The organism is Flavobacterium frigidimaris, assembly GCF_002217275.1.
Taxonomy (GTDB): Bacteria; Bacteroidota; Bacteroidia; order Flavobacteriales; family Flavobacteriaceae; genus Flavobacterium; species Flavobacterium aquidurense.
In genome coordinates, this window is sequence record NZ_MUGV01000038.1 from 1 (window position 1) to 21,926 (window position 21,926).

At 34.1% G+C, this 21,926-nt stretch carries 21 protein-coding genes and 1 tRNA gene; 5 read left to right on the plus strand and 17 right to left on the minus strand.

Features of this window, described 5'->3' with window-relative positions; all coding sequences use genetic code 11:
- Nucleotides 1-88: 88 nt before the first annotated feature.
- From B0A65_RS19090 to B0A65_RS19175, 17 genes are all read right to left on the minus strand, one after another.
- Nucleotides 89-173, minus strand: a tRNA-Ser gene (locus B0A65_RS19090).
- Between the two features lie 149 nt (nucleotides 174-322).
- The gene (locus B0A65_RS19095; protein WP_074656248.1) at nucleotides 323-712 is read right to left on the minus strand and encodes an acyl-CoA thioesterase; all 390 of its coding nucleotides are present in this window, start codon (nucleotides 710-712) and stop codon (nucleotides 323-325) included.
- Nucleotide 713: 1 nt separating this feature from the next.
- Nucleotides 714-1,844, minus strand: coding sequence for a 3,4-dihydroxy-2-butanone-4-phosphate synthase (gene ribB / locus B0A65_RS19100; RefSeq protein WP_074656249.1), 1,131 nt, complete (start codon nucleotides 1,842-1,844; stop codon nucleotides 714-716).
- A gap of 5 nt (nucleotides 1,845-1,849) precedes the next feature.
- Nucleotides 1,850-3,301 carry an LptF/LptG family permease gene (locus B0A65_RS19105; RefSeq protein ID WP_074656252.1) on the minus strand — a complete coding sequence of 484 codons (1,452 nt, stop codon included), beginning with the start codon at nucleotides 3,299-3,301 and terminating at the stop codon, nucleotides 1,850-1,852.
- 7 nt (nucleotides 3,302-3,308) lie between these two features.
- On the minus strand, nucleotides 3,309-4,001 hold the full coding sequence (locus tag B0A65_RS19110) for a LolA family protein (RefSeq protein ID WP_074658239.1): 693 nt from the start codon (nucleotides 3,999-4,001) through the stop codon (nucleotides 3,309-3,311).
- A 7-nt stretch (nucleotides 4,002-4,008) separates the two neighbouring features.
- A complete protein-coding gene (locus B0A65_RS19115) occupies nucleotides 4,009-6,462 on the minus strand; it encodes a DNA translocase FtsK (protein ID WP_074656254.1) in 2,454 nt (817 codons plus the stop codon).
- A 15-nt stretch (nucleotides 6,463-6,477) separates the two neighbouring features.
- Nucleotides 6,478-6,852, minus strand: a complete 375-nt coding sequence (locus B0A65_RS19120) for a diacylglycerol kinase (protein WP_074656259.1) — start codon at nucleotides 6,850-6,852, stop codon at nucleotides 6,478-6,480.
- Nucleotides 6,853-6,862: 10 nt separating this feature from the next.
- The gene (gene tpx, locus B0A65_RS19125) at nucleotides 6,863-7,360 is read right to left on the minus strand and encodes a thiol peroxidase (protein WP_026985956.1); all 498 of its coding nucleotides are present in this window, start codon (nucleotides 7,358-7,360) and stop codon (nucleotides 6,863-6,865) included.
- A gap of 745 nt (nucleotides 7,361-8,105) precedes the next feature.
- Nucleotides 8,106-8,363: a DUF6952 family protein gene (locus tag B0A65_RS19135; RefSeq protein WP_017495510.1), complete on the minus strand. Its 258-nt coding sequence runs from the start codon at nucleotides 8,361-8,363 to the stop codon at nucleotides 8,106-8,108.
- Nucleotides 8,364-8,446: 83 nt separating this feature from the next.
- Nucleotides 8,447-8,755, minus strand: coding sequence for a thioredoxin family protein (locus tag B0A65_RS19140; RefSeq protein ID WP_007805605.1), 309 nt, complete (start codon nucleotides 8,753-8,755; stop codon nucleotides 8,447-8,449).
- 274 nt (nucleotides 8,756-9,029) lie between these two features.
- Nucleotides 9,030-9,668 (minus strand): peroxiredoxin, encoded by a 639-nt coding sequence (locus B0A65_RS19145; protein ID WP_041519144.1) that lies wholly within the window; start codon nucleotides 9,666-9,668, stop codon nucleotides 9,030-9,032.
- A gap of 137 nt (nucleotides 9,669-9,805) precedes the next feature.
- Entirely contained in the window at nucleotides 9,806-11,419 is a 1,614-nt protein-coding gene (locus B0A65_RS19150; RefSeq protein WP_074656262.1) for a glycoside hydrolase family 3 protein, read from the minus strand.
- A gap of 2 nt (nucleotides 11,420-11,421) precedes the next feature.
- Nucleotides 11,422-11,871: a GNAT family N-acetyltransferase gene (locus B0A65_RS19155; protein ID WP_083370348.1), complete on the minus strand. Its 450-nt coding sequence runs from the start codon at nucleotides 11,869-11,871 to the stop codon at nucleotides 11,422-11,424.
- Nucleotides 11,872-11,896: 25 nt separating this feature from the next.
- The gene (locus tag B0A65_RS19160) at nucleotides 11,897-12,238 is read right to left on the minus strand and encodes a tetratricopeptide repeat protein (RefSeq protein WP_056188821.1); all 342 of its coding nucleotides are present in this window, start codon (nucleotides 12,236-12,238) and stop codon (nucleotides 11,897-11,899) included.
- Between the two features lie 22 nt (nucleotides 12,239-12,260).
- Nucleotides 12,261-13,802 carry an MFS transporter gene (locus B0A65_RS19165; RefSeq protein WP_074656265.1) on the minus strand — a complete coding sequence of 514 codons (1,542 nt, stop codon included), beginning with the start codon at nucleotides 13,800-13,802 and terminating at the stop codon, nucleotides 12,261-12,263.
- Entirely contained in the window at nucleotides 13,789-15,360 is a 1,572-nt protein-coding gene (locus B0A65_RS19170; protein WP_074656267.1) for a glycoside hydrolase family 10 protein, read from the minus strand. The genes B0A65_RS19165 and B0A65_RS19170 overlap by 14 nt, the downstream gene beginning before the upstream one ends.
- 393 nt (nucleotides 15,361-15,753) lie before the next feature.
- The gene (locus B0A65_RS19175; RefSeq protein ID WP_074656270.1) at nucleotides 15,754-16,962 is read right to left on the minus strand and encodes an anhydro-N-acetylmuramic acid kinase; all 1,209 of its coding nucleotides are present in this window, start codon (nucleotides 16,960-16,962) and stop codon (nucleotides 15,754-15,756) included.
- A 232-nt stretch (nucleotides 16,963-17,194) separates the two neighbouring features.
- On the opposite strand from B0A65_RS19175, the gene B0A65_RS19180 reads away from it, so the two are divergent.
- The 5 genes from B0A65_RS19180 (at nucleotide 17,195) to B0A65_RS19200 (ending at nucleotide 21,925) form a co-directional block, all read left to right on the plus strand.
- The gene (locus B0A65_RS19180; RefSeq protein ID WP_074656272.1) at nucleotides 17,195-18,466 is read left to right on the plus strand and encodes an AbiH family protein; all 1,272 of its coding nucleotides are present in this window, start codon (nucleotides 17,195-17,197) and stop codon (nucleotides 18,464-18,466) included.
- 13 nt (nucleotides 18,467-18,479) lie between these two features.
- Nucleotides 18,480-19,334 carry a HEPN domain-containing protein gene (locus B0A65_RS19185; protein WP_074656275.1) on the plus strand — a complete coding sequence of 285 codons (855 nt, stop codon included), beginning with the start codon at nucleotides 18,480-18,482 and terminating at the stop codon, nucleotides 19,332-19,334.
- 266 nt (nucleotides 19,335-19,600) lie between these two features.
- Nucleotides 19,601-20,029 (plus strand): DUF6896 domain-containing protein, encoded by a 429-nt coding sequence (locus tag B0A65_RS19190; protein ID WP_074656277.1) that lies wholly within the window; start codon nucleotides 19,601-19,603, stop codon nucleotides 20,027-20,029.
- Between the two features lie 14 nt (nucleotides 20,030-20,043).
- Nucleotides 20,044-21,444, plus strand: a complete 1,401-nt coding sequence (locus B0A65_RS19195; protein ID WP_074656280.1) for a hypothetical protein — start codon at nucleotides 20,044-20,046, stop codon at nucleotides 21,442-21,444.
- Nucleotides 21,445-21,703: 259 nt separating this feature from the next.
- On the plus strand, nucleotides 21,704-21,925 hold the full coding sequence (locus B0A65_RS19200) for a hypothetical protein (protein WP_074656283.1): 222 nt from the start codon (nucleotides 21,704-21,706) through the stop codon (nucleotides 21,923-21,925).
- The last annotated feature ends 1 nt before the right edge of the window (nucleotide 21,926 follow it).

Genomic DNA, 21,926 nt, shown 5'->3' on the forward strand with positions numbered 1-21,926 from the left:
ATTTACGTCTTGATCCATTATTTTACAAAGAAAATAATAGGATAAAAAAAAAGAAACCCTTAACAAAAGTTAAGGGTTTCAAGTTCAGCGGAGAAAGAGGGATTCGAACCCCCGGACCTGTTACAGTCAACAGTTTTCAAGACTGCCGCATTCGACCGCTCTGCCATTTCTCCAGTATGTCGCCATCATTTGCTGATTGCGAGTGCAAATATAGTGCGCTTTTCCGATTATAAAAACTTTTTCATTGATTTTTTTAACTTAATTTTCAAGTGTCTAATAATCAGTATTTACTAAAAGGATATTTTTATGCTAAATAATATAATTAATCTAAAATAGGCGTTGGTTTCTTGTTTTCATCGACTGCAACAAACGAAAAAGTTCCTGAAACTACGGTTTCGCGAAGTTCAGAATACATTTGTTCCATGAAAATATCCACATGAATTTTGCAACTTGTTCTTCCAACGCTAATCACTTTGGCAACTAATTCTATTAAAGTTCCGGCTGGTATTGCTTTTTTAAAGTCAATTTGGCCTGTAGAAATCGTTACCACTTTCTTTCGGCTGAATCTGGTAGCGCAAATAAAAGCAACTTCATCCATAAGATGAAGTGCAGTTCCTCCAAATAAAGTATCATAATGGTTCGTTGTACTCGGAAAAACGGCTTTGAATATATGGGTTTCTGACTTTGAAATTCTCTCTTCTAATGTCCCCATATTAATAACTTACGTATTCAGTAATTTCAAGACCATAGCCAATCATACCGACACGTTTTGTTTGTTCCGTGTTTGATACTAATCTAATTTTTGAAATATCGATATCATGTAAAATTTGAGCGCCAATTCCGTAGTCTTTACTATCAATAATTACTTTTGGAGCTTTCATTGTACCTTCTGCTTGTAAAGATTTAAGCTCAGAGATACGGCTTAATAGGTTTACGGCCTGCATATCCTGATTGATAAAAACGACAGCACCTTTTCCGTTTTCATTAATAACTTTAAACATACCGTCTAATTGTTGTTCGGCATTGTTGGTTAAAGTTCCTAATAAATCATTATTTACCTGAGAAGAATGAATTCTGGTTAAGATTGGTTCTCCAAGATTCCATGTTCCTTTGGTTAACGCAATATGTATTTGTTTATTGGTAGTTTGCTCGTAAGCTCTTAAACGGAAAGTTCCAAAACGGGTTTCGATATCAAAATCCTCTTTTTTAACGATCAGGCTGTCGTGTTGCATTCTGTACGCAACTAAATCCTCAATTGAAACTAATTTTAAATTAAATTTCTTTGCTACTTTTATCAATTCAGGCAAACGAGACATCGTTCCGTCTTCATTTAAGATTTCGCAGATTACACCAGCCGATTTAAATCCGGCCAATCGTGCGAAGTCAATTGCAGCTTCTGTATGACCAGTTCTTCTTAAAACACCACCTTGTTTTGCGATCAAAGGGAAAATGTGCCCCGGGCGTGCCAAATCATGTGGTTTTGTATTGCCATCAACTAAAGCTTGTACTGTTTTAGATCGGTCTGCTGCTGAGATTCCTGTGGTAACACCATGACCTTTTAAATCTACAGAAACAGTAAAAGCGGTTTCCATATGATCTGTATTGTTGCTTACCATGGCACGTAAATCAAGTTCTTTACAACGGCTTTCAGTAAGTGGAGTACAAATTAGTCCGCGTCCGTGAGTAGCCATAAAATTGATCATTTCCGGAGTTACTTTTTCGGCTGCTGCCAGAAAATCACCTTCATTTTCACGATCTTCATCATCGACTACAATGATTACTTTACCTTGACGAATATCTTCTATAGCTTCTTCAATGGTATTCAGTTGTATTTTTGTTGACATAATTATTATTTTTTTTGAGCAGGAGTAAACCGCTCGGAAATTTTTTGAAATAGTTGTGAAATCGGAGTTGTGATTGCATCAAAATTTATTAATCCATTATCGTTTGTAGCACGATACGTTAATAAAATGGCTAATGGAAGTAAGATAAAGGAGGACATCCAGGATCCCATAAACGGACTCATACCGCCTTCCTGCGAAAGCCTTTTTCCAAAAGTATTGATGAAATGAAAAGTAATAAAAATTAATACTGCAAAGACAATAGGTAAGCCCAGTCCGCCCTTACGAATAATAGCACCTAAAGGCGCACCAATAAAAAACATTAAAAAGCACGCAAAGGCAATCACAAACTTCTCGTATAAAGCGCTTAAGTGTTTGTTGATGTCTCTTTGTTTGTCTTTTAATTCTTTTTGTGTAGCATCTATTGAATAAATATTGCTGCTAACGTTGCTGGTGGCCATTTTTAAAATGTCCAGCTTTTGTTTATTGTCATAAAGAGATAAAAGATCGTTAGGCAACGATTTTTTCTTTTTGTCTGTTTTGATTACAACAGGTGGTTGTTTTTTAATACCCACACGCTGATTTATATTTTCTGAAAAGGATAAAATTTCATTATCCAGATTTTTATTTAAAGAGTCTAAAGTATAGCGCAGTTCATTTACATTCAGCATACCGTTAGTACTGCTAATTTCCTGATTGTCGTCAACTTTATTTAATTCGGATAAGTCAATATTGATGATTTGTTTCTTAAATGCTGCTTTTACAAACGGCAACTTAGCACGATCCTCATATTTTTTTGGCGTGACATCCTGATAATAGTAACCGTCATTTAAAACTAATTTTAAGATGCTCGATTTCTCGTTACTGATAAGTTTACCATTTTTAGCTTTAATAACGGTTTTGTTTTCTCCAACGTTATTTGCTTTTTCATGAATCGTAACGCCGGTTAGGATGTTACCGTTTTCGCCTGACTTTTTGTTTACTTTAATGTTATAAGTTCCAACATCGTTGAACTGGCCTTCGGCAATCGCCATGGCAGGTTTGGCCTGAGCAATGTTTTTTCGGAAGTTAACAAACTTATATTCTGCGTACGGAATAACATTGTTGGCAAACCAAAAGGCCACAATACTCAGCACAAAGATAAAGACGATTAAAACACGCATCGCTCTTTGAAGTGATATTCCTGAAGATTTCATAGCTGCGAATTCATAATTCTCAGCCAGGTTTCCGAAAGTCATAATAGAAGCCAATAAAACCGATAATGGCAGTACCAGCGGAATAATTCTCGGCATGGAGAAAAGAAGGAATTTTACAACCAATATCAAATCAAGATCTTTACCTGCTAGTTCAGAGATAAAAAGCCATACGGTTTGAAGTATGAATATAAAAAAAAGGATTACGAATACCGTAGTAAACGTAATCAGAAATGTTTTTAGTAAGTATTTGTCTAAAATTTTCAACCTTGGTTTAATCTAATTTGTTGATGTAGTATTTTGGATATTTGCTCGCTACAAAGGTAAATTGATTTTTTGATAAAGGCTGATTGGTTTTAAAAGAATTAACGGTTAAAGTGGTTTTTGTTCCATTTTTTCCTGTTTCAATCAAATTATAGATGTGTTTTGTTTGTACGTCAATTCCTAAAAGAATCTCTTTTCTTTGATCCTTAGTGTTTGTTGGCGCTAATTTGATGTATTGAATTTTTCTTCCTTTAATATTTTGAACGATGTCCATGTTGTATTTGTAGCCGGAATTGAAAAAAGTCAACATTTTTGAAGGCGTAATAGCATTGTCATCTTTCTCGTTAACTTTTGAGATAGTAACTTCTTCGTCTTCAGGGTTTATTGTATAGGTTTTTTGTCCGTCAAATATCTTAGTGACACCCATAAAATTCAATACATATTGATTGCCTTTCATGATCACATTTCCTTTGCTGTCCTGGTTGATGTTTTCTTTAACGTTGTTTAAAGAGTATTTAAAATCAATAGAAATATTATCGTAGCTTTTTATTTTTGCTGTTACCTCGTTCAATAAATCTTTGGCTTTTTTATCCTGTGCCTGAATAGAAGTAAAGCTCAAAAGCAATAAAATTGCCATTTGAAAAAACTTTTTAGTCATGTTAGAGATAGAATTGTTTGTGATTTCCTGAATTTTCGTTTTCATGATGGGATTAATTTTGTTCATTGTTAAAAAATTGATCAAGAGCACTTAAGTCAGAAATGTTTACACTTCGCGCTTTACTGCCTTCAAACGGACCAACAATTCCAGCTGCTTCCAGCTGATCGATCAAACGACCGGCTCTGTTGTAACCCAATTTTAATTTTCTTTGCAATAACGAAGCGGAACCTTGTTGTGCATTGACAATAATCTCTGCCGCTTCTCTAAATAAAGTATCTCTTTCGGAAATATCCATATCAAGATTGATGCCAGTTTCCTCTCCAACAAACTCGGGAAGCAAATAAGCCGTGGCATATGCTTTTTGTGAGCCAATAAAATCTGTAATTTTTTCAACCTCAGGAGTGTCGATGAAGGCACACTGAACACGAACAACATCGTTTCCGTTTGTGTACAATAAATCTCCACGACCAATTAACTGATCGGCTCCTTGTGTATCTAAAATCGTTCTGGAGTCAATTTTTGAGGTTACCCTAAAAGCAATTCTCGCAGGGAAATTCGCTTTAATCAAACCTGTAATTACGTTTACAGATGGTCTCTGAGTCGCAATAATCAAGTGAATACCAATAGCACGCGCCAACTGTGCTAAACGCGCAATCGGGATTTCAACTTCTTTTCCGGCCGTCATAATCAAATCGGCGAACTCATCGACAACCAGGATAATGTATGGTAAAAAGCGGTGGCCGGCTTCCGGATTTAATTTTCTGGCTTTAAATTTATCATTGTATTCTTTAATATTACGGACCATCGCATCCTTTAATAAGGAATAACGATTATCCATTTCAACGCAAAGTGAGTTTAATGTGTTGACTACTTTGGCATTGTCTGTAATAATGGCATCTTCAGTATCAGGAAGTTTGGCTAAATAATGTCTTTCAATTTTATTGAAAAGTGTAAGTTCCACTTTTTTCGGGTCAACCAGAACAAATTTCACTTCGGCTGGATGTTTTTTGTATAAAAGAGAAGTCAAAACCGCATTCAATCCAACTGATTTTCCTTGTCCTGTAGCTCCTGCCATCAATAAGTGAGGCATTTTGGCTAAATCGACAACGAAAGTTTCATTGGAAATGGTTTTACCCAAAGCAATTGGTAACTCCATTTCAGCTTCCTGAAATTTAGCTGATCCAATAACGCTTTTCATCGAAACCATAGTTGGGTTCTTGTTCGGAACCTCGATACCAATTGTTCCTTTTCCAGGAATTGGCGCAATAATACGAATTCCTAAAGCAGATAATGACAACGCAATATCGTCTTCTAAACTCTTAATTTTAGAAATTCTGATTCCCGCTTCCGGCACAATTTCGTATAAAGTTACCGATGGACCAACGGTTGCTTTAATCTGTGCAATTTCAATTTTGTAGTTACGAAGAGTGTCTACAATTTTGTTTTTATTTTCTTCTAATTCTTCCTGATTGATTGTAATTCCGCCCGTCGAATATTCTTTTAATAAATCGATAGTAGGGAATTTATAATTAGATAGATCTAAAGTCGGATCAAATAAACCGAAATCAGCAACCAGGCGAGAAGCCAGATTTTCTTCGATGATATCTTCCTCTTCCGGTTTTTCAACAACAAATTCTTCGGTGTGCACCGGAGCTGTTACAGTAACCGGATTAACATTCATTTGAACGGGTTTTAAAACCGGGTTCAAATCAATTTCTGATGAATTTGAAATGGTTGGTTTTAAAGCCTCTTTGTTAATTTCGAATTGAGTGTCTTCAGTTTTTAAATGAATATTGTCTAATTCCGGATCTTCTTCTTCAATAGCAAATTCTTCTAAATTGTAAGCACTTTCAGGCTGTTGTGGGGTTTTTAAGGTATTCAATTCCGATTTAAACTCCTTTTTAGTGGAATCAAAATAAGATTGAATTTTCTCCGGAGATAATTTTATTTTGAAAATTAGATACACAATTAATCCAAAAAGCAAGGCTAATAAAGTTCCTGTTTTTCCAATGTAATCCTGTGAAAATAAATTTAATTCATACCCAATAGTTCCACCTAATTCAGGTGCAGAAGTGGCGAAAAATCCAAATAAGACAGAAACAATAATAATGGCAAATAAATCCCAGAACCAAATACTTTTTAGTCTTTTGGTTGACATTTCTAAAGCCAGAAATAATCCGGTTAAGAAAAATAAACGCACTAATATAAAAGAAGCAAGACCAAAACCTCTGTATACAAGCAGATCAGCAAGATAAGCTCCGAATTTTCCGAGCCAGTTTTGCACTTCTTCAGAGCGATCGCCAAGATGACTTACTGCGCTTTGATCTGTTTGCCATTGTCCGTTGACATAAAATGAAATAAATGCAACTAATAATGCAATAGAAAAGAGTACCAAAAGACAACCTAAAACAAATTTTTGTTGTTTGGTTATCTTCCAAGATCTTTTACTCTCGGTGTTTGGTTCGTTTTTTTTATTTACAGTTTCTTTTTTGGTTGTTTTTGCCATTCTTGCGTTCCTTGCCTATATAAATTTGGGTAAATAAATAATCAAGCCTATTGCTATAGCTGTCATTGCAGCAAAAAATACCGCTCCAGCCGCAATATCTTTAATAAATCCGATTCGTTTGCTGTAATCAGGATGAATAAAATCGGCGATTTTTTCAACTGCCGTATTCAAGCCTTCGACAGCTAAAACTAAACCGATTGCCAATGTCTGACAAAGCCATTCGGTTTGTGTAATATGAAAGTAAAATCCAGCAATAGTCATTAGGATTCCCAATGAAAATTGAACCATAATGCTATGCTCTGTTTTTATAAGTTTTACAGCTCCGTTAAAAGCATAGGTCATGCTTTTTAACCGACCTGTAACAAAGGTATTGTCTTTTTCGAATGCCATTTAATGGATATTATAGTGCTGCTAAAGCTGCTTCGTAATTTGGTTCGTTTGCAATTTCTGCAACTTGTTCTGTATGTAAAACTTTACCGTCAGCATCAACCACAATGATTGCTCTTGAGTGTAAACCTGCTAATGGTCCGTCAACAATTTCTAAACCGTTTGTTTTACCAAAATCTCCAGCCTGAAAATCAGATAAGTTTACTACATTTTCTAAACCTTCAGCACCACAAAAACGTTTTTGAGCAAATGGCAAATCTCTAGAAATACAAAGTACAGTTGTGTTTTCTAAGTTACTTGCACTTTCGTTGAATTTTCTAACAGAAGTTGCACAAGTTCCTGTATCAATACTTGGAAAAATATTTAAAACTAATTTTTTACCAGCAAAATTACTTAATGAAGCAACTGATAAATCGTTTTGTACTAATTTGAAATCAGCTAGTTGTGATCCAACTGTTGGTAATTCTCCTGAAGTATGAATAGGATTTCCTCCTAATGTTATTGAAGCCATGATATTTGTTTAAATTAATGAGGTTCAAAAGTAAGGATTAATATTTGAATCTAAAAGTATTTGTTGTGGGTTGTGAGCACAATTAGGCGAGTTTTAAGACTAACGGAGAAATCGGGATTTTATGATATAAACGTGTTGATTTGTCAATTGCGAGGAACGAAGCAATCTCGTGTAGTATATCTATTTCAAGGCTTTTAAAGTTTTATTTTGATCGTGTGGTTGCTTCGTTCCTCGCAATGACTTTGCGTGTGTTTATTTTTGTCAAATTACCGTGGGAAGCTACTTGCCGGGATTGCTTCGCCAGTTCACCATCGTTCGTGTCCTCGTTCCTCGTTACGACATACTTCGTGGTTCTTTATTCTTTGTTCTTTATTCTTTGCTCTTTATTCTTTATTCTTTGCTCTTTATTCTTTATTCTTTATTCTTGCCTCTATTTTCTCTTTTTCCCGCGAGAGGGATAGGAGCAAACTACCGAAGTAGTGCGGATAGCCCGACAGCATCCCGATGAGAGGGCGTATATGCTCAAAGTTAATTTGCCCTCTTATCGGGATGCTGTCTCGCCCAAACTATTTTAGATTTTAGAGTGGAGATTTTAGATTAATTTATGAAATGACAAGATTGAGTTGATAACTGAATAGTTAAAACTGAAAACGGAGACTGTGACTGAAAACTAAAAAAAAAAGCGTCTCTTATCCAGAAACGCTTCTTCAGTCATGTTTTTTGTTTTTTCTTTGAAAGAGGCCGACTATTTGTCGATAGAACCTAAAACACGTTTCATGAACGCATTTAAAGCTTCTTTTTTATCTGTGCCCTGAACTACCATTTTGTGTACTTCAAGCGCACCATACATGTTGGAAATCAATTCGCCAATTACATCTAATTCTTCATCTTTTAGAGACGGAATTTCAGTCATCGCTTCCAGAACTTCAATCGTTTCAATGATATAATCCTGATCGTTTTCTTCGATAAATTGGGTCAATTGCTTTATTACGGGTAATTTCATTTTATTGATTGTTAGATTGTTGGATGATTGGATTTTTAGATAAAGATTCGAAAAATCTAACAGTCTAAAAATCTAAAATCTATTTACGCAATTGCGTTTACCAGGTCGATTAAAACTTCTTGTTTGTTGGTTTGAGTTTCACCAACCAATTGTCCGTTTACGAAAGTAGCGAATGTTGGCAAGTTGCTTACATTGGCTAATTTTCTCGATTCCGGAGAATTTTCAGCATCAACCAAAACAAAAGTGATAGCTTCATTTTCTGTGGCTAATTTTTTGAATTTTGGTTTCATAATACGGCAATTTCCACACCATGAAGCTGAATATTGTACTACTACTTTTTCGTTTTTAGCAACTAAATCTGCTAACGTATCTTCGTTTAAGTCGATTAACATTTGTTTTGTTTTTTGAGGTTCTGAGGGACTAAGGTTCTGAGGGGCTAAGGTTTTTAGCTTCTTTTTTTAGTCTCTTTTGAATATTTTTGATAGTAAGACTTCAATGTCCAAGGTTTTTTTAGAGAAAATCTTAGAGCCTTAGCATCTTAGATTCTTAGAACCTTTCTTTAGTCTTTTGAATGTTTTTGGGTTGTAAGATTTTAAGTTACTAAGGTTATAAGTATAAAAACTTAGAACCTTAGCACCTTAGTATCTTAGAACCTTTATAAAAAAATTAGTTTGCACTCAAGTACTCAGCTGTACTCAATCTGTCTGCAGACATTGCTTCTTTACCAGCTTCCCAGTTTGCAGGACAAACTTCTCCTTTTTCCTGGATATGAGTGTAAGCGTCAACCATACGTAAGTACTCGTTTACGTTACGTCCTAATGGCATATCGTTAACACTTTCGTGGAAGATTTTTCCAGTTTCGTCAATTAAGTAAGTCGCTCTGTACGTTACGTTTGAACCTTCGATGATAACTGAATCAGTTTCTTCGCTGTATTCTGTAGAATCGATATCTAAAATTCCTAAAATGTTAGATAAGTTACGGTTTGTATCTGCTAAGATTGGGTACGTTACACCTTCGATTCCACCGTTGTTTTTTGGAGTATTTAACCAGGCAAAGTGAACTTCGTTTGTGTCGCATGAAGCTCCAATTACGATAGTATTTCTTTTTTCAAATTCTGGTAATGCAGCTTGAAAGGCGTGTAATTCAGTTGGGCATACAAAAGTAAAATCTTTTGGGTACCAGAACAATAATACTTTTTTGTTGTTGTTTACTGCTTCTTCAAAAATGTTGATTTTTAAGTTATCACCCATTTCTGAGATAGCATCTACTGCAATACTTGGGAATTTTTTTCCTACTAAAGACATCTTATTCGTTTTAAAGTTAAAAATTTATTTGTGCTGCAAAAGTAGGGTATAAGTAGAGTTACTTACAATAAGATGTAATTATAAATATTTATTAAGTGATAGTATTTAGTTATAGGTGTTAATGTGTGTTTTGTAAGTTATTGAAGTTCAATATTTACAGGAAGAATTCCGTTGCAGATTTTATTTTCTAAAAATTGAATTCCTGCATTTTTTTGAAATTCTTCAAAATCCTGATACACCTGAATTAATCGGGAAGCTTTAGAAAGATTCGGAATAATGGGTAAAACGTACGGATTTCCGAAAACGTAAACGATGCATTTTTTGGTTTGAAGCAATTCTGAAAGAAATGCTAAAACTTCGTCATTAATTTCAAAATTATTCATTGGTTTTGCCTTTGGAACAAATAAGGAAATCAAAATGGTTTCAAAATTACCCAGCTCTTTTTTGATTGTAGCAATATCAGAAACTTCTAAGTTTTCAAAAGCAAATTCCGGTGCTTTTAGTTTTGAATTTAGAGTTTGAAAGAAAGTATTTTCTACATTTTTATACAAACTTAATTTCGCTAATTGATTCTTTTTCTGCGCTTCAAAAGCTAATTCTGTATTTGAATTGTCAATGATTTTTGTGATCGAATCCTGAGCGATTTCAAAGTTTAATTCGGCTGCTTTTTTGAAGTTTAATTCGCCTGAAGTAAAATTGTTATCAGATAGAATTCCAACTTTTTTCTTTGCCTTCATGATTCTGTTGAAGCTTTCTTCGATTCTTTCTGGCGACGCATTTTTAAGAATGGTTTCAATTCCTTCGGGAACATTTTCGGCGAAACATAAAACATCATTTCCGGCGTTGAAGGCTTCCCATTCTAAATCGCCTTTTGTTTCGTACAATTTCGAAACGCTGTGCATGTTTAAAGCATCAGAAATAACCAAACCATCGTAGCCTAATTTCTCACGCAAAAGCGTCTGAATAACTGCTTTTGACAAAGTTGCCGAAGTGTCTTTTCCGTCATTCAAACTTGGAACAGCCAAATGTCCAATCATAATAGAGTCGACATTATTCTCGATTCCTTTGATGAAAGGGTATAATTCGTTTTCTAATAATTCTTCTAAAGTCTCTTTTAAAACCGGTAATCCTAAATGCGAATCGACATTGGTATTTCCATGTCCGGGAAAGTGTTTCAGACAGCCTAAAACGCCAACTTCCGACATTCCGTTTAAATATTCAACAGCAAAATGGGCAACTTTTTCTTTGTTTTCACCAAAAGAACGATACCCAATAACCGGATTATTCGGATTGTTATTAATATCTGCCAAAGGCGATAAATTATAATGAATTCCGGCTGATTTTAGGTCTAAACCAATTTGTTTTCCAACTTCGTAAACCAAATCCGATTTCCTTTCCGGCAAAGCACCAAGCGTAATCGCGTACGGATATTGCGGTGTTTTTTCGATGCGCATGGCTAAACCCCATTCGGCATCAATACTGATTAAAAGTGGAGTAGAAGCCGACTTTTGGTAACGAACAATAAGTTCTTTTATTTTTTGATAACTGTCATCATTAAAAACTACTTTTTTCTTGCTTTCATAATTCGTGGCCGCGCTCGCACGGCTGTGAAAAAAAGTCAGTCCGCCAATATTGTGTTCTTTTATTAAACGTTCGGTTTCCTGAATATGTTCTTCGGTATCGTTTATGAAAACTGCGGGAAAAAAGAATTGTCCCACTTTTTGTCTTAATGCTTCAGCTGTCATTTTCATTATTATAAAGTCTTTTTCATGCACACACTATTCTCCATTGCTTCATACGGCGGATAATTTGGAATGATAGTGTAATCTTGTTTTTGGTACAGATTAATAGCTTCCGGCTGATTTTTTCCGGTTTCTAAAATCGTATAAGTATAACCTGTTTCTTTTGCCCAAATTTCTAATTCTTTTAGAACGGAAGAGGCAATCCCTTTTTTTCGAAAATCAGGATGAACGTACATACGTTTGATTTCTACTGCATCACTTTCTTTTTCCCTAAAAGCGCCACAGCCCACAGCGGTATCATTTTCGTAAAAAACAATAACGTGTTTTATTTTATCGGTTTTATTAAACTGATTGTAAAAGGCGTGATCTTCTCCGTCTCTGATCGCTAAATCCTGGTCTAATAAAACAACAAGATTTTTAAAATCAGTATCGTCTGAGTTTGTTCTTTTGAGCGTAATCATGATAAAGTGCGTAAAAGTTTATGCTTTATTTCAACTTTGCTTTCTTTTGTTTAGCCAGTTGTTTTTTGGTTTCAATTGCTTTTTCTAATCGGTTTTTGAAACGAAAAAGTTTCGGTAAACCTTCTAGTCGGTCTTCGAGTGTGATTTCTTCAAAAACAATAATTGCTTTTTCGAGCACCCGAATTTCGTTGTCAATATCATTTTGGTTTTTGTAGATCGTAGCTAATCGATCATAAGGATGATTTCCTTTAAAGCTTTCCGCGACATTTTCTTCATATACTTCAATTGCTTTTTCAAAATCTCCTGTTTTCTCGAACTCAGCTCCTTTTAGGTTGCGTTCGGCTTGCAGATTTTCGTTGAATTCCATATTTAAGATGTTTGATTTGGGGTTAAACTTCTTCTGATTTTTTTCCAAAATCTTTTGGGAAAATTAAAAAACGGGATAAAATAATACCAGGAATTGTAGCCAGAAATACCCAAATAAAGAAATTTCCGTAGCCTAAATATTCCTGAATGTAACCGCTAACCATTCCAGGCAACATCATTCCCATAGCCATAAATCCAGTTGCAAGAGCGTAATGTGCCGTTTTTGATTCTCCTTCCGCCACATATATCAAATACATCATAAAAGCAGCAAAACCAAAACCGTAACCAAATTGTTCGATTATAACAACAGCATAAATATAATAAATGGAAGCCGGATGAAAATGTGCTAACAGGATAAAACCAATTATAGGCAAATGCATGGTCAAAATCATTGGCAACATCCATTTTGTCAAGCCTTGTTTCGAGATGGCAATTCCACCTAGAATTCCGCCTAAGGTTAAAGCAATTAATCCAAAAGTTCCATAAATCAAACCGATATCTTCGGTCTCAAGTCCCATGCCGCCTTTTTTGATTGTTTTTTGATTTCCTTTATTCGCAATCAATAAATCTACAAAGTCAATTCGGGCTTTGTTGGCATTTTTGTATTCTTCTTTATCTTTGTTTTCTACTTCTGCCAGTGGTTTCTTCTGATCTCTCATTTCCACTAAAATTGGCAGTTTAGAATAAAGAGATTGTAATTCTGAATCCGATAATTTCTCTCCGTTTTTAACCTTTGAATTGTATAATTCTAATGCTTTTGTCTGCCCTTCGTCTGAGCCTGATTCAACCAATTCGTATTTGATGGGATCTACTAAAAATGGTGTCAGCATTTTAATTAATTGCGATTCTCCTAACCTGAATAATAGGATAAAAGCTAGGACAATAACGATTTGTTTTTTCCTGAAGAAACTTGCAAAAATGCTGGCAAAGCTTTGTTTGTTTGTATCTACAGGTTTTTCGCCCGCGTTTATTTCGGTTTTTGGAGTTGAGAAAAAATTGTAAACCGTTATAAAAGTCATCAAGAAACCAACCGCAATCATGGTATACGACCAGGCTTTGGTATTGTCGCTGTATTTATGTTCCAGATATCCGGCCAATAAAACAATTAATCCGTTTCCGGCCAACATTGCAAGTCTGTAAAAGGTACTTCTGATTCCGATAAAAAAAGATTGTTTGTCTTCTGGTAAAACCAATAGATAAAAACCATCGCTGGCAATATCATTTGAGGCCGAAGCAAAAGCTGCAACCCAAAAAATAGCCAAAGTCATCATGAAAAAACCGCTTGTTGGAATAGTAAAACCGACTAATAAAAAGGCTATCGAAATAAGCAGTTGCATGGACAAAAACCATTTTCTTTTGGTTCCGATTAATTCAATAAACGGACTCCATAATGGTTTGATTACCCAAGGCAGATATAATAAACTGGTATAAAGACCAATGTCTTTGTTAGAGATTCCGAGTTTTTTGTACATGATAACCGAAACGGAAATGATGACAGCATAAGGCAGTCCAGATGCAAAATTTAAAAGCGGAATCCAATACCAGGGTTTATTATCTGTTTTCATTCGGTTGGTTAGGGGAATAGGTTTTAAATGTATTATTTAAGTCAATAAAAGTAGCCGTACTTTCGTTTGCAAAATAGTCAATAAATGTTACAGCACAAGCTTTATACTGATTCATTTTTTGAGCCGGTATAGAAAATGAAATGGTTCCGTCAAACTGATTCACGGTTACTTTGTCAATTATTTTTGAAGGATCATTAATATCTACTTTCGAAATATGTTCTGCACCATATAGCACCATATAGCGCACTTTAGTGTTCAATGGAGATTTGATATTGAAGGAATATTTAGTGCTGTCTTTTTGATATTCATTGACAATCGGTGTATCAATAATAACATGTTTTAAATTCGGAACCGGAGCCGGAAGCGCGGGATATTTATATTGATTTTCTTCTAAAAGTCTTACAATGTCAAAGTTTTTATCCATGAACCATTTCGAACTGAAATAAGCACTTCCGCCTACTTTTTTGAAACTTCTGGCGTAATCAATCTGAGTTGGAATTTCAGTCGCGAAGTTCCAGCTTTTGTCTGCATCTCCTCTAATTTTATAAGATGCGTGACCAATATAAAGTGCGGTATTATTAGAGTTTTCTGACCACCATTTTACCAATTTAGAGTAAGAAGCTCTCGGATTATTCATACTCCAATACAATTGCGGCATGATATAATCGATCCATTTTTGGTCCATCCATAAAACAGGATCGGCGTATAAATCGTCATAGTTGGATGTTGATTGTGTTTCGGAACCTTTAGGATCCTGAGATTTATTTCTCCAAACCCCAAACGGACTGATTCCGAATTGTACCCAAGGTTTGCTTGCTTTAATAGTAGTAGAAATCGTGTGTACAAAGTTGCTCACATTCGCACGACGCCAATCGGCAAGGCTTAAACCTGATCCGTATTTTTTGTACGATGCATTGTCGTTAAATGTTTTTCCGGGAACAGTGTAAGGATAGAAGTAATCATCAAAATGAATGGCGTCGATATCGTATTTATCCACTACTTCTTTTACGACTTTCGTCAAATGTTCCTGAACTTCAGGCAATGCAGGATCATAATATATTTTTCCGGCGTATTCGATCATCCATTCCGGATGTTTGAAAATGTCGTGAGTCGGGCTCAAAATTTGTTTGTTTAGATCGAAAGTCGCACGATACGGATTCATCCACGCGTGAAATTCAAAACCTCTTTTATGTGCTTCCTCAATCATCCAGGCCAATGCATCGTAATACGGATTGGGAGCCTGACCTTCTTTACCCGTTAAAAAACGCGACCAAGGCGCCAGTTCTGAAGGATAAAAAGCATCACCTACACTACGAACCTGAACGATTACAGCATTATAATTTAGTTTTTTATACGCTTCCAGAGTTTCAATATAATCCGCTTTTTCTTTGGCAACACCGTCTTGCGCTGTTTTTGGCCAGTCAATATTGACAACGGTAGCGATCCATACACCTCTAAATTCGTTTTTAGGATGCATTAGTTTTTCCTGTGCGTTGGATGTCCATCCTAAGAAAAGTAAGAATATGATAGAGAATAGTAGTGGCTGATTTTTATGCATTGCAATCTTTTTTAACAGAAACCAAAAATAGTTTTTTTAGCTGATTATCGTAAATAATTAATAGATTATAATTTTAACGGTATTTATTTGAATTTCATATACGTGATTTTAGTTTTTTTGCCACGAAGGCGCTAAGGCACAAAGTTTTTATTTTTTAGAAAAGATCTGCAAGATCTGCTAAATCTGCGTGAGAAAATTTTTAGCCAAAGATTATGAATCAGTGCGAATAGTTTTTTCACGCAGATTTTAAAAAGATTTAAGCAGATTTAATTTGGATTAAACTATAAATAAATCTGCGTTCATCTGCTTTAATCTGCAAAAATCTGCGTGAAATTTTTTAGCCACACAGTAAACAAAAACTTAGTGTCCTAGTGCCTTCGTGGCAAACCCTCCCTAATCCGGTAAAGAAATTTTTCCCATTGTTACTGAGGGAATTCCTTTTTTTGTGCCAAAGTTATAATCCCCGCCGGCAACGGTTTCGTTGGCTAAAACGGCAAATAAAACCGCTTCTTTTGCGTCGCCTGAAATGCCGAGATCGTCACTTTTTTTGAACGGGCACGACAATAATTCCTTTAATCCTTTTACCAATAACGGATTACTTGCGCCACCGCCGGACATGTAAACTGTGAATTCTTCAATTGGCGTTCCCGTGTTTTTTACGACAAACAGAATCGCTTCTGCAATTGTTTCGGCGCTTAGTCTTGTTAATGTGGCAAGCAAATCTGGTGCCGAAATATTTTCGAGCTTGGTTTTTGACAAAGCCGAATCGACAAAAGCTTTATTGAATAATTCCTGACCGATGGTTTTGGGGAAGCTTTTCTGGAAGAAAGCATTGCTTTTTAATTCCGTTAAAAGGGTTTGGTTTACGGTTCCGGTTTGGGCAATTTCGGCATCTTTATCGTAACTTTTTTCAGGGAAAAAGTGTTTCGTAAAAATGTCGATTAAGGTATTTGCAGTTCCGGTATCGGTTACAAAAACTTCTTCGGCGTTTTGGGAAGCGGGTAAATAGGTGAAATTCGCGATGCCACCCATGTTGAGCATAATGCGGTTTTCGCCTTTTTTGCTGAACAATAAATAATCGCCATAAACCGCCAAAGGCGCACCTTCACCACCGCCAGCCACATGTTTTTGCCTGAAATCTGATAACGTTATAATTCCGGTTTTTACAGCAATATGATCGCCGTCGCCAATTTGCAAAGTCGCATTGGGGAATTTTTCCTGCTGATGCAAAAACTTCGGAGCATGTAAAACCGTTTGGCCGTGCGAGGCGATTAAGTCGACTTCGTGGGCTGGAATATTCCATTTTTGAAGACAATCGTTGACCATACCGGCGTGCAAAAGACCGATCCATTCGTTTAATAAAGCCAAATGCTGAAAATCGATTGTTTTCTGGGCAAACACTTTACGGATTTCGGTTTTAATGTCTTCGGTATAACTGATGGTTTCGAATTCCAGAATTTTTACAGCCGTATTTTCGCCCGCACCAGAAATAGCACAAAGCGCAATATCCAATCCGTCAAGCGAAGTTCCGGACATTAAACCTACTATTTTTCGGGTCTCTTTTTGAGCGATTTCAAAAAGGGCGCTTATATTTTTATTCATTAAAATGATGTTTTAAGGAAGTGTATTATTTGGTAATGCTAAAATGGGATTTATTTGGGGATAAATTTAGGGAAAGTTGGGGATTTTTTTGGGTTGGGAAAAAGGGGTATTTGTACTTGGTGGTTTGGGATGGTTAATTGATATTTTTGAGGAATAGCTTTTTGTCAAAAATACAATTGATAATAAATATTGTAAGAAAAAATATTCTATATATTTGATTAAAACAAGGAACATGAATAGAATTATACTTATTGGAAACGGCTTTGATTTAGCACATGGAATGAAAACAAGCTATAAAGATTTTATCAACGATTATTGGGTTAACACGATATCTGATATCAGGTCATCTACAGAAAGAGTATTTGAAAATTCAGAATTTAGTATCAACAAAAAACCGCCAGGTGCTTATTTGTCGTCAATTACCACATTTGAAGAATTATCCAAAATTTTAGAATCAGGTGGAAGTTCACTAACTTTTAAAAATAAATTTCTTGAAGAAATAAATAAAAAAAAGCAAATTCAAAATTGGGTTGATATAGAAAATGAGTACTACTTATTACTAAAAAAATCTTTTAAGGATAAAAATTGCACTTATCAAATCTCTCAATTAAATTCCGATTTCACCGAAATACAAAAACTATTAGAAACATATTTACAAAAAATAGAATATGACTTCAATGAAGGCTTTGGCAGAGATAGTACTGACAACCATTTAAAAAAAGCTATCACGTACAAGGTTTATTCTAATTTTAAATTAAAAGATTTCACAGAAGCATCCATTAACAAAAAAGTTGAATTTGAATATCAACAGATTAGGAATGACCTTAAGGGTATTAATTCTGGAGATATTACAATGGAGGATATAAATGAAGAAAAACGTTCTTTAATATCTACAATAGGGAAAAGTGACCCAACAAGCACTATAAGAAACAGATTACTTTCAGATTCTGCTATTAACTATTTCAACTTACAACCAACTGAAATTTTATTTTTGAATTTCAATTATACATTTACAGAAAAATTATATTATAATGTTTCTTGGTTTGACCTTTCTGGAGATTTTAATAGAAATGTAGAAAAAAATGTTATTCATATTCATGGTACTACTAACCAAAGAGATAATAATAATGTTATTTTTGGATTTGGAGACGAAATTGATGAAGACTACAAATCAATTGAAAATCTAAATGACAATATTTATCTCGAAAATATCAAATCAATTAAGTATTTAGAAACAGATAACTACAAAAAACTATTAGAGTTCTTAAATGGAGGAGATTACCAGATATTCATTTTTGGACATTCCTGCGGAAATTCAGACAGAACACTTCTAAGTACACTTTTTGAACATAAGAATTGTGTTTCAATAAAACCCTTCTATCACAAGAGAGAAGGTAACGATAATTACAGCGAAATTGTACGAAACATAACAAGAAATTTTAGTAACAAAGCTGTTTTGAGAGATAAGGTAGTGAATAAAGAATACTGTGAGCCACTAACATAAAAATTCTTTACTAATGGTAACAAAAGGAACATGGTACATTTTAGGAAATGGAATCCATTTTAAAGAAAATGAAATAGAATTACTGCCGTATCTAACGATAAGAAAAATCAATAAAATATCTGTATTTGAATTGGCGGGATTAGGCTCCAAAGGTTTTAAACAATGGTCATTAGTTGAGCCTTTTTGTTATTTACAAAATACATTTGAAATCGTTAGTACCGAAAACGAATCCACTTTTGGTTATGACATTTTAAACAGAGCGTGGCTATTAAATACACTATTTGTCTTAAGAAATAAAACGACGATAAATTCAGTTGCATTGTTGAATCGCTCTTGGAACAATTTAAAAGGCCCTGAAAATATCCAAGCAGGTCTTTGTGATTATCATGTTAATATGATTCAGCTAAAAACTCTGCAAGAAATCAAAATTGAAAACACAGATATCGATTGGATTAAAAAGTATTTTGAGATAGCAAATACTTTAGCTTATAAACATGAAAAATTTAGATATTCTATCGAAGTAATAAATTCGTGGAGATATTGTGTGGATATTAAAAGTGCTATTGCAATTATTTGGGCTGCAATTGAAAGTATAGTTGATGTTTCAACAGAAATCACTTATCGATTATCATTAAGCATATCATCGTTACTATGTGGAAGAGGTGAAGAAAGAGTACTAAAATTTAAAGAAATCAAAAGTCTATATGGCTTGCGTTCTAAAGTTGTTCATGGCTCTAATATTAAGGAAGCTGAAATTGAAAAAGCGTTAGTCGGCTCTTTTAGTTTACTTGCTGAATTAGTTGTTTTCATGATTGAAAACAACAAAATGATTAATGATGAAGACTTCCAAACTGCTATTTTCAAATAGAATATTCACTGAATTATATCCCGTGCTGGCGCGATCGTCTCGCTCGTATTCACAGGGCAATAGTTCCATAATCTCGTTTGGCAAAAGGAATTTCTTTTTCGATGATTTCGATAGTTGCATCACTGTCGTACAAGTCCATTATTTGCTCATAAGTATCTCTTGCTAAATCTCCATCAATTATTTTTGTTCCGTCTGTTGCAATTGTATATTGAAAAATATTTTAAAAGAATTTTAGGCTAAATATAAATAGTTATTTTTACAAAACTATGATCGAAGAAATTTTAATCAACTATATCAATTTTATAAGGCATTTTGAAACTTTATTAAAAACTAAGTACAAACAAGATATCAATCCGTGTTCATTTTCACGTACTTTTTTTGAAAGAAAAGGAAATATAGAAGGAATTGAATATTGGTTTCACGGAAGCGGTTGTACGGCAGAGAAAGATGGAGTTATTTATGCCTATGATATTACTGTAGATGAAATTAAGTTTTCACAATGGAAATTTTCAGAGCTTATTAGAACACATCCTGATTATCAAAAATTAAATTATACTCCTGAATTTATTGAATATGAATTGTATCAACTTATAAATAAAGGAATTTTAGATTGGGTCATTATTGAGGGAATCGAGGGAAAAGATTTTGGATGTGTTTTTATGTCGTATAGAGTTCTTCTGGAAGTATTTAATTAAATAAAAGTTCAAGTATGGTTAAAAAAATTCTTCTACTGTTATTGGTAATTTCCTTTTCAGCAAACTCTCAGGATTTAGCTGAAAAAATAGTCATTTCTAAAATTACTTATGTTAATCAGTTTGATGACACTGACAAAGAGTTTAAAACAGAAAAGAAGGTTATTAAAAATCAAAAAGCAATCAAGAATTTATTGCTGGAATTACAAAAAGTTGATGATACCACTCAATTATTATCAAAATTTAAAATTGACACCAACTACATAAAAAATAATCCTGAGAAATTATTGAGCCTTTACAATAGTGAACCTGTAATTGCCTGGAATCAGGAACAAAAAGAATACATTTTTAAAGTTTTACAAAACATAGCTGTATACAAAAAAGAGCTTAATGAGTATTTATCTAATGGCTGTTGTTATGGCATGCACAGTTCTTATCGAAATCAATTTGTGATTGAGGTTTTTAAAAATACGCAGTCTAAAAAAACTTTCAAATCCAGAAAGTATGTTTGGGGTTACGCAATGCCTTTTGAGGATGATAATAAGGATCTCATTTATAATTTTGAAATTGAGAAAATACTAGATGAAGTTTTTAATACTAAATCTAAAATTCAGAAACCGCTTGAAGGAAATGAATTGCTGAAATATTTAGTCAATAACATAATTAGAAATAATAATGATGAGCTTTATAAATTATCGGCTTATACTTACTTAAAAGAGATAAACGAATTAAAAACTGATTTCAATATTCTATCTTTTGAAGAAGTGCTTGGTAGAGGAAGATATATTTGGAATGAACCGAAAACATTTAAAGTAACGTTGAAAAATGACAAAATGCTTCCAAATGTTTGCATTCAGTTTTTAGCATCAAAGGAAGGGAATTCAATTTATTCCCGAGATTCTATTAAAACTGATTATCAGGAAATTTTAAAAAGAGTTCAATCGATAAAGTTCATTTCAGAAAGCTTGAATAGTAATCCAAATCTCAAACTTGATATTTATTACTTTAATAATAATGCAATTAACGCTTATAATATTGATGGCGTAAATAAAAATCCTGAAGAATGGAAAAAGCAGGATGATTATGTAAAAAGCTTAAATTGGTCTGCAGTAAATAATATCAAACCAACTTTTGATAGTAACGAAGCTTTAAAAACTTCAGAAAAAAATCATTGCGGCTGTAATTATAGATTTGATCAAAAATTCATTGAGAAAGCCATATTTTTTGAATTAAATGACGAGCAGAGCACAGATAATTCGGTTTGGTTTTTATTACCAGATAATAGGGTTTTATTGTATATATTGGAGGGAGAAAAAGTACTTAATCATGATTATTCAGAATTTGGGAAGTTTTCCGGAATTCAATTTCCGTGTGTTATGTTTAATGAGAATGGAAAAATAACGAATAGAAAGTTATAAATCTTAAACCTTTTTGTGGAAAAGATTTCCCTAGCCCTGATGGTCCCGAAGTGTCGGGAGCAAAATCCTTTCGTATTCCAAACTCAAATAAGGATTTAAAACTTCGGCTAATTCGTTCAACCAAAAAAAGCTGTTTTCTAAAGTGTTTATTTGGGTTTGAAGGGTTCCATGTTCCCTCATCAATTAGGATAAAATGAATATTATCATCTGATTGAAAAATATTTTTCTTAAATTAGAGAAACAATTAAATTCAAAAAACATGAATCCATCAAAAATAATAGGAATAATTCTAATCGTTATTAGTCTCGGTGTGGGATATATAGGTATCAACAAAATAGCTGATAATACAAAAGAAATTAATTTATTAGGACTAAAAATTAATGCGTCCAACGAATCAGGTAAACAACAGGGATACCTTTATTTAGGGCTGGGCGTCATTTTACTTGTGGGCGGAATTTACACTGTCAACAAATCAAAATAAA

Coding starts and splice junctions, on each gene's coding strand:
- B0A65_RS19175 (WP_074656270.1), bottom strand. CDS start 16,962: ATGAATAAAAATATAAGCGCCCTTTTTGAAATCGCTCAAAAAGAGACC.
- B0A65_RS19135 (WP_017495510.1), bottom strand. CDS start 8,363: ATGAAATTACCCGTAATAAAGCAATTGACCCAATTTATCGAAGAAAAC.
- ribB (WP_074656249.1), bottom strand. CDS start 1,844: ATGTCAACAAAAATACAACTGAATACCATTGAAGAAGCTATAGAAGAT.
- B0A65_RS19165 (WP_074656265.1), bottom strand. CDS start 13,802: ATGAAAACAGATAATAAACCCTGGTATTGGATTCCGCTTTTAAATTTT.
- B0A65_RS19170 (WP_074656267.1), bottom strand. CDS start 15,360: ATGCATAAAAATCAGCCACTACTATTCTCTATCATATTCTTACTTTTC.
- B0A65_RS19160 (WP_056188821.1), bottom strand. CDS start 12,238: ATGGAATTCAACGAAAATCTGCAAGCCGAACGCAACCTAAAAGGAGCT.
- B0A65_RS19195 (WP_074656280.1), top strand. CDS start 20,044: ATGGTTAAAAAAATTCTTCTACTGTTATTGGTAATTTCCTTTTCAGCA.
- B0A65_RS19140 (WP_007805605.1), bottom strand. CDS start 8,755: ATGTTAATCGACTTAAACGAAGATACGTTAGCAGATTTAGTTGCTAAA.
- B0A65_RS19180 (WP_074656272.1), top strand. CDS start 17,195: ATGAATAGAATTATACTTATTGGAAACGGCTTTGATTTAGCACATGGA.
- B0A65_RS19095 (WP_074656248.1), bottom strand. CDS start 712: ATGGGGACATTAGAAGAGAGAATTTCAAAGTCAGAAACCCATATATTC.
- tpx (WP_026985956.1), bottom strand. CDS start 7,360: ATGGCTTCAATAACATTAGGAGGAAATCCTATTCATACTTCAGGAGAA.
- B0A65_RS19185 (WP_074656275.1), top strand. CDS start 18,480: ATGGTAACAAAAGGAACATGGTACATTTTAGGAAATGGAATCCATTTT.
- B0A65_RS19120 (WP_074656259.1), bottom strand. CDS start 6,852: ATGGCATTCGAAAAAGACAATACCTTTGTTACAGGTCGGTTAAAAAGC.
- B0A65_RS19200 (WP_074656283.1), top strand. CDS start 21,704: ATGAATCCATCAAAAATAATAGGAATAATTCTAATCGTTATTAGTCTC.
- B0A65_RS19145 (WP_041519144.1), bottom strand. CDS start 9,668: ATGTCTTTAGTAGGAAAAAAATTCCCAAGTATTGCAGTAGATGCTATC.
- B0A65_RS19150 (WP_074656262.1), bottom strand. CDS start 11,419: ATGAAAATGACAGCTGAAGCATTAAGACAAAAAGTGGGACAATTCTTT.
- B0A65_RS19155 (WP_083370348.1), bottom strand. CDS start 11,871: ATGATTACGCTCAAAAGAACAAACTCAGACGATACTGATTTTAAAAAT.
- B0A65_RS19110 (WP_074658239.1), bottom strand. CDS start 4,001: ATGAAAACGAAAATTCAGGAAATCACAAACAATTCTATCTCTAACATG.
- B0A65_RS19190 (WP_074656277.1), top strand. CDS start 19,601: ATGATCGAAGAAATTTTAATCAACTATATCAATTTTATAAGGCATTTT.
- B0A65_RS19115 (WP_074656254.1), bottom strand. CDS start 6,462: ATGGCAAAAACAACCAAAAAAGAAACTGTAAATAAAAAAAACGAACCA.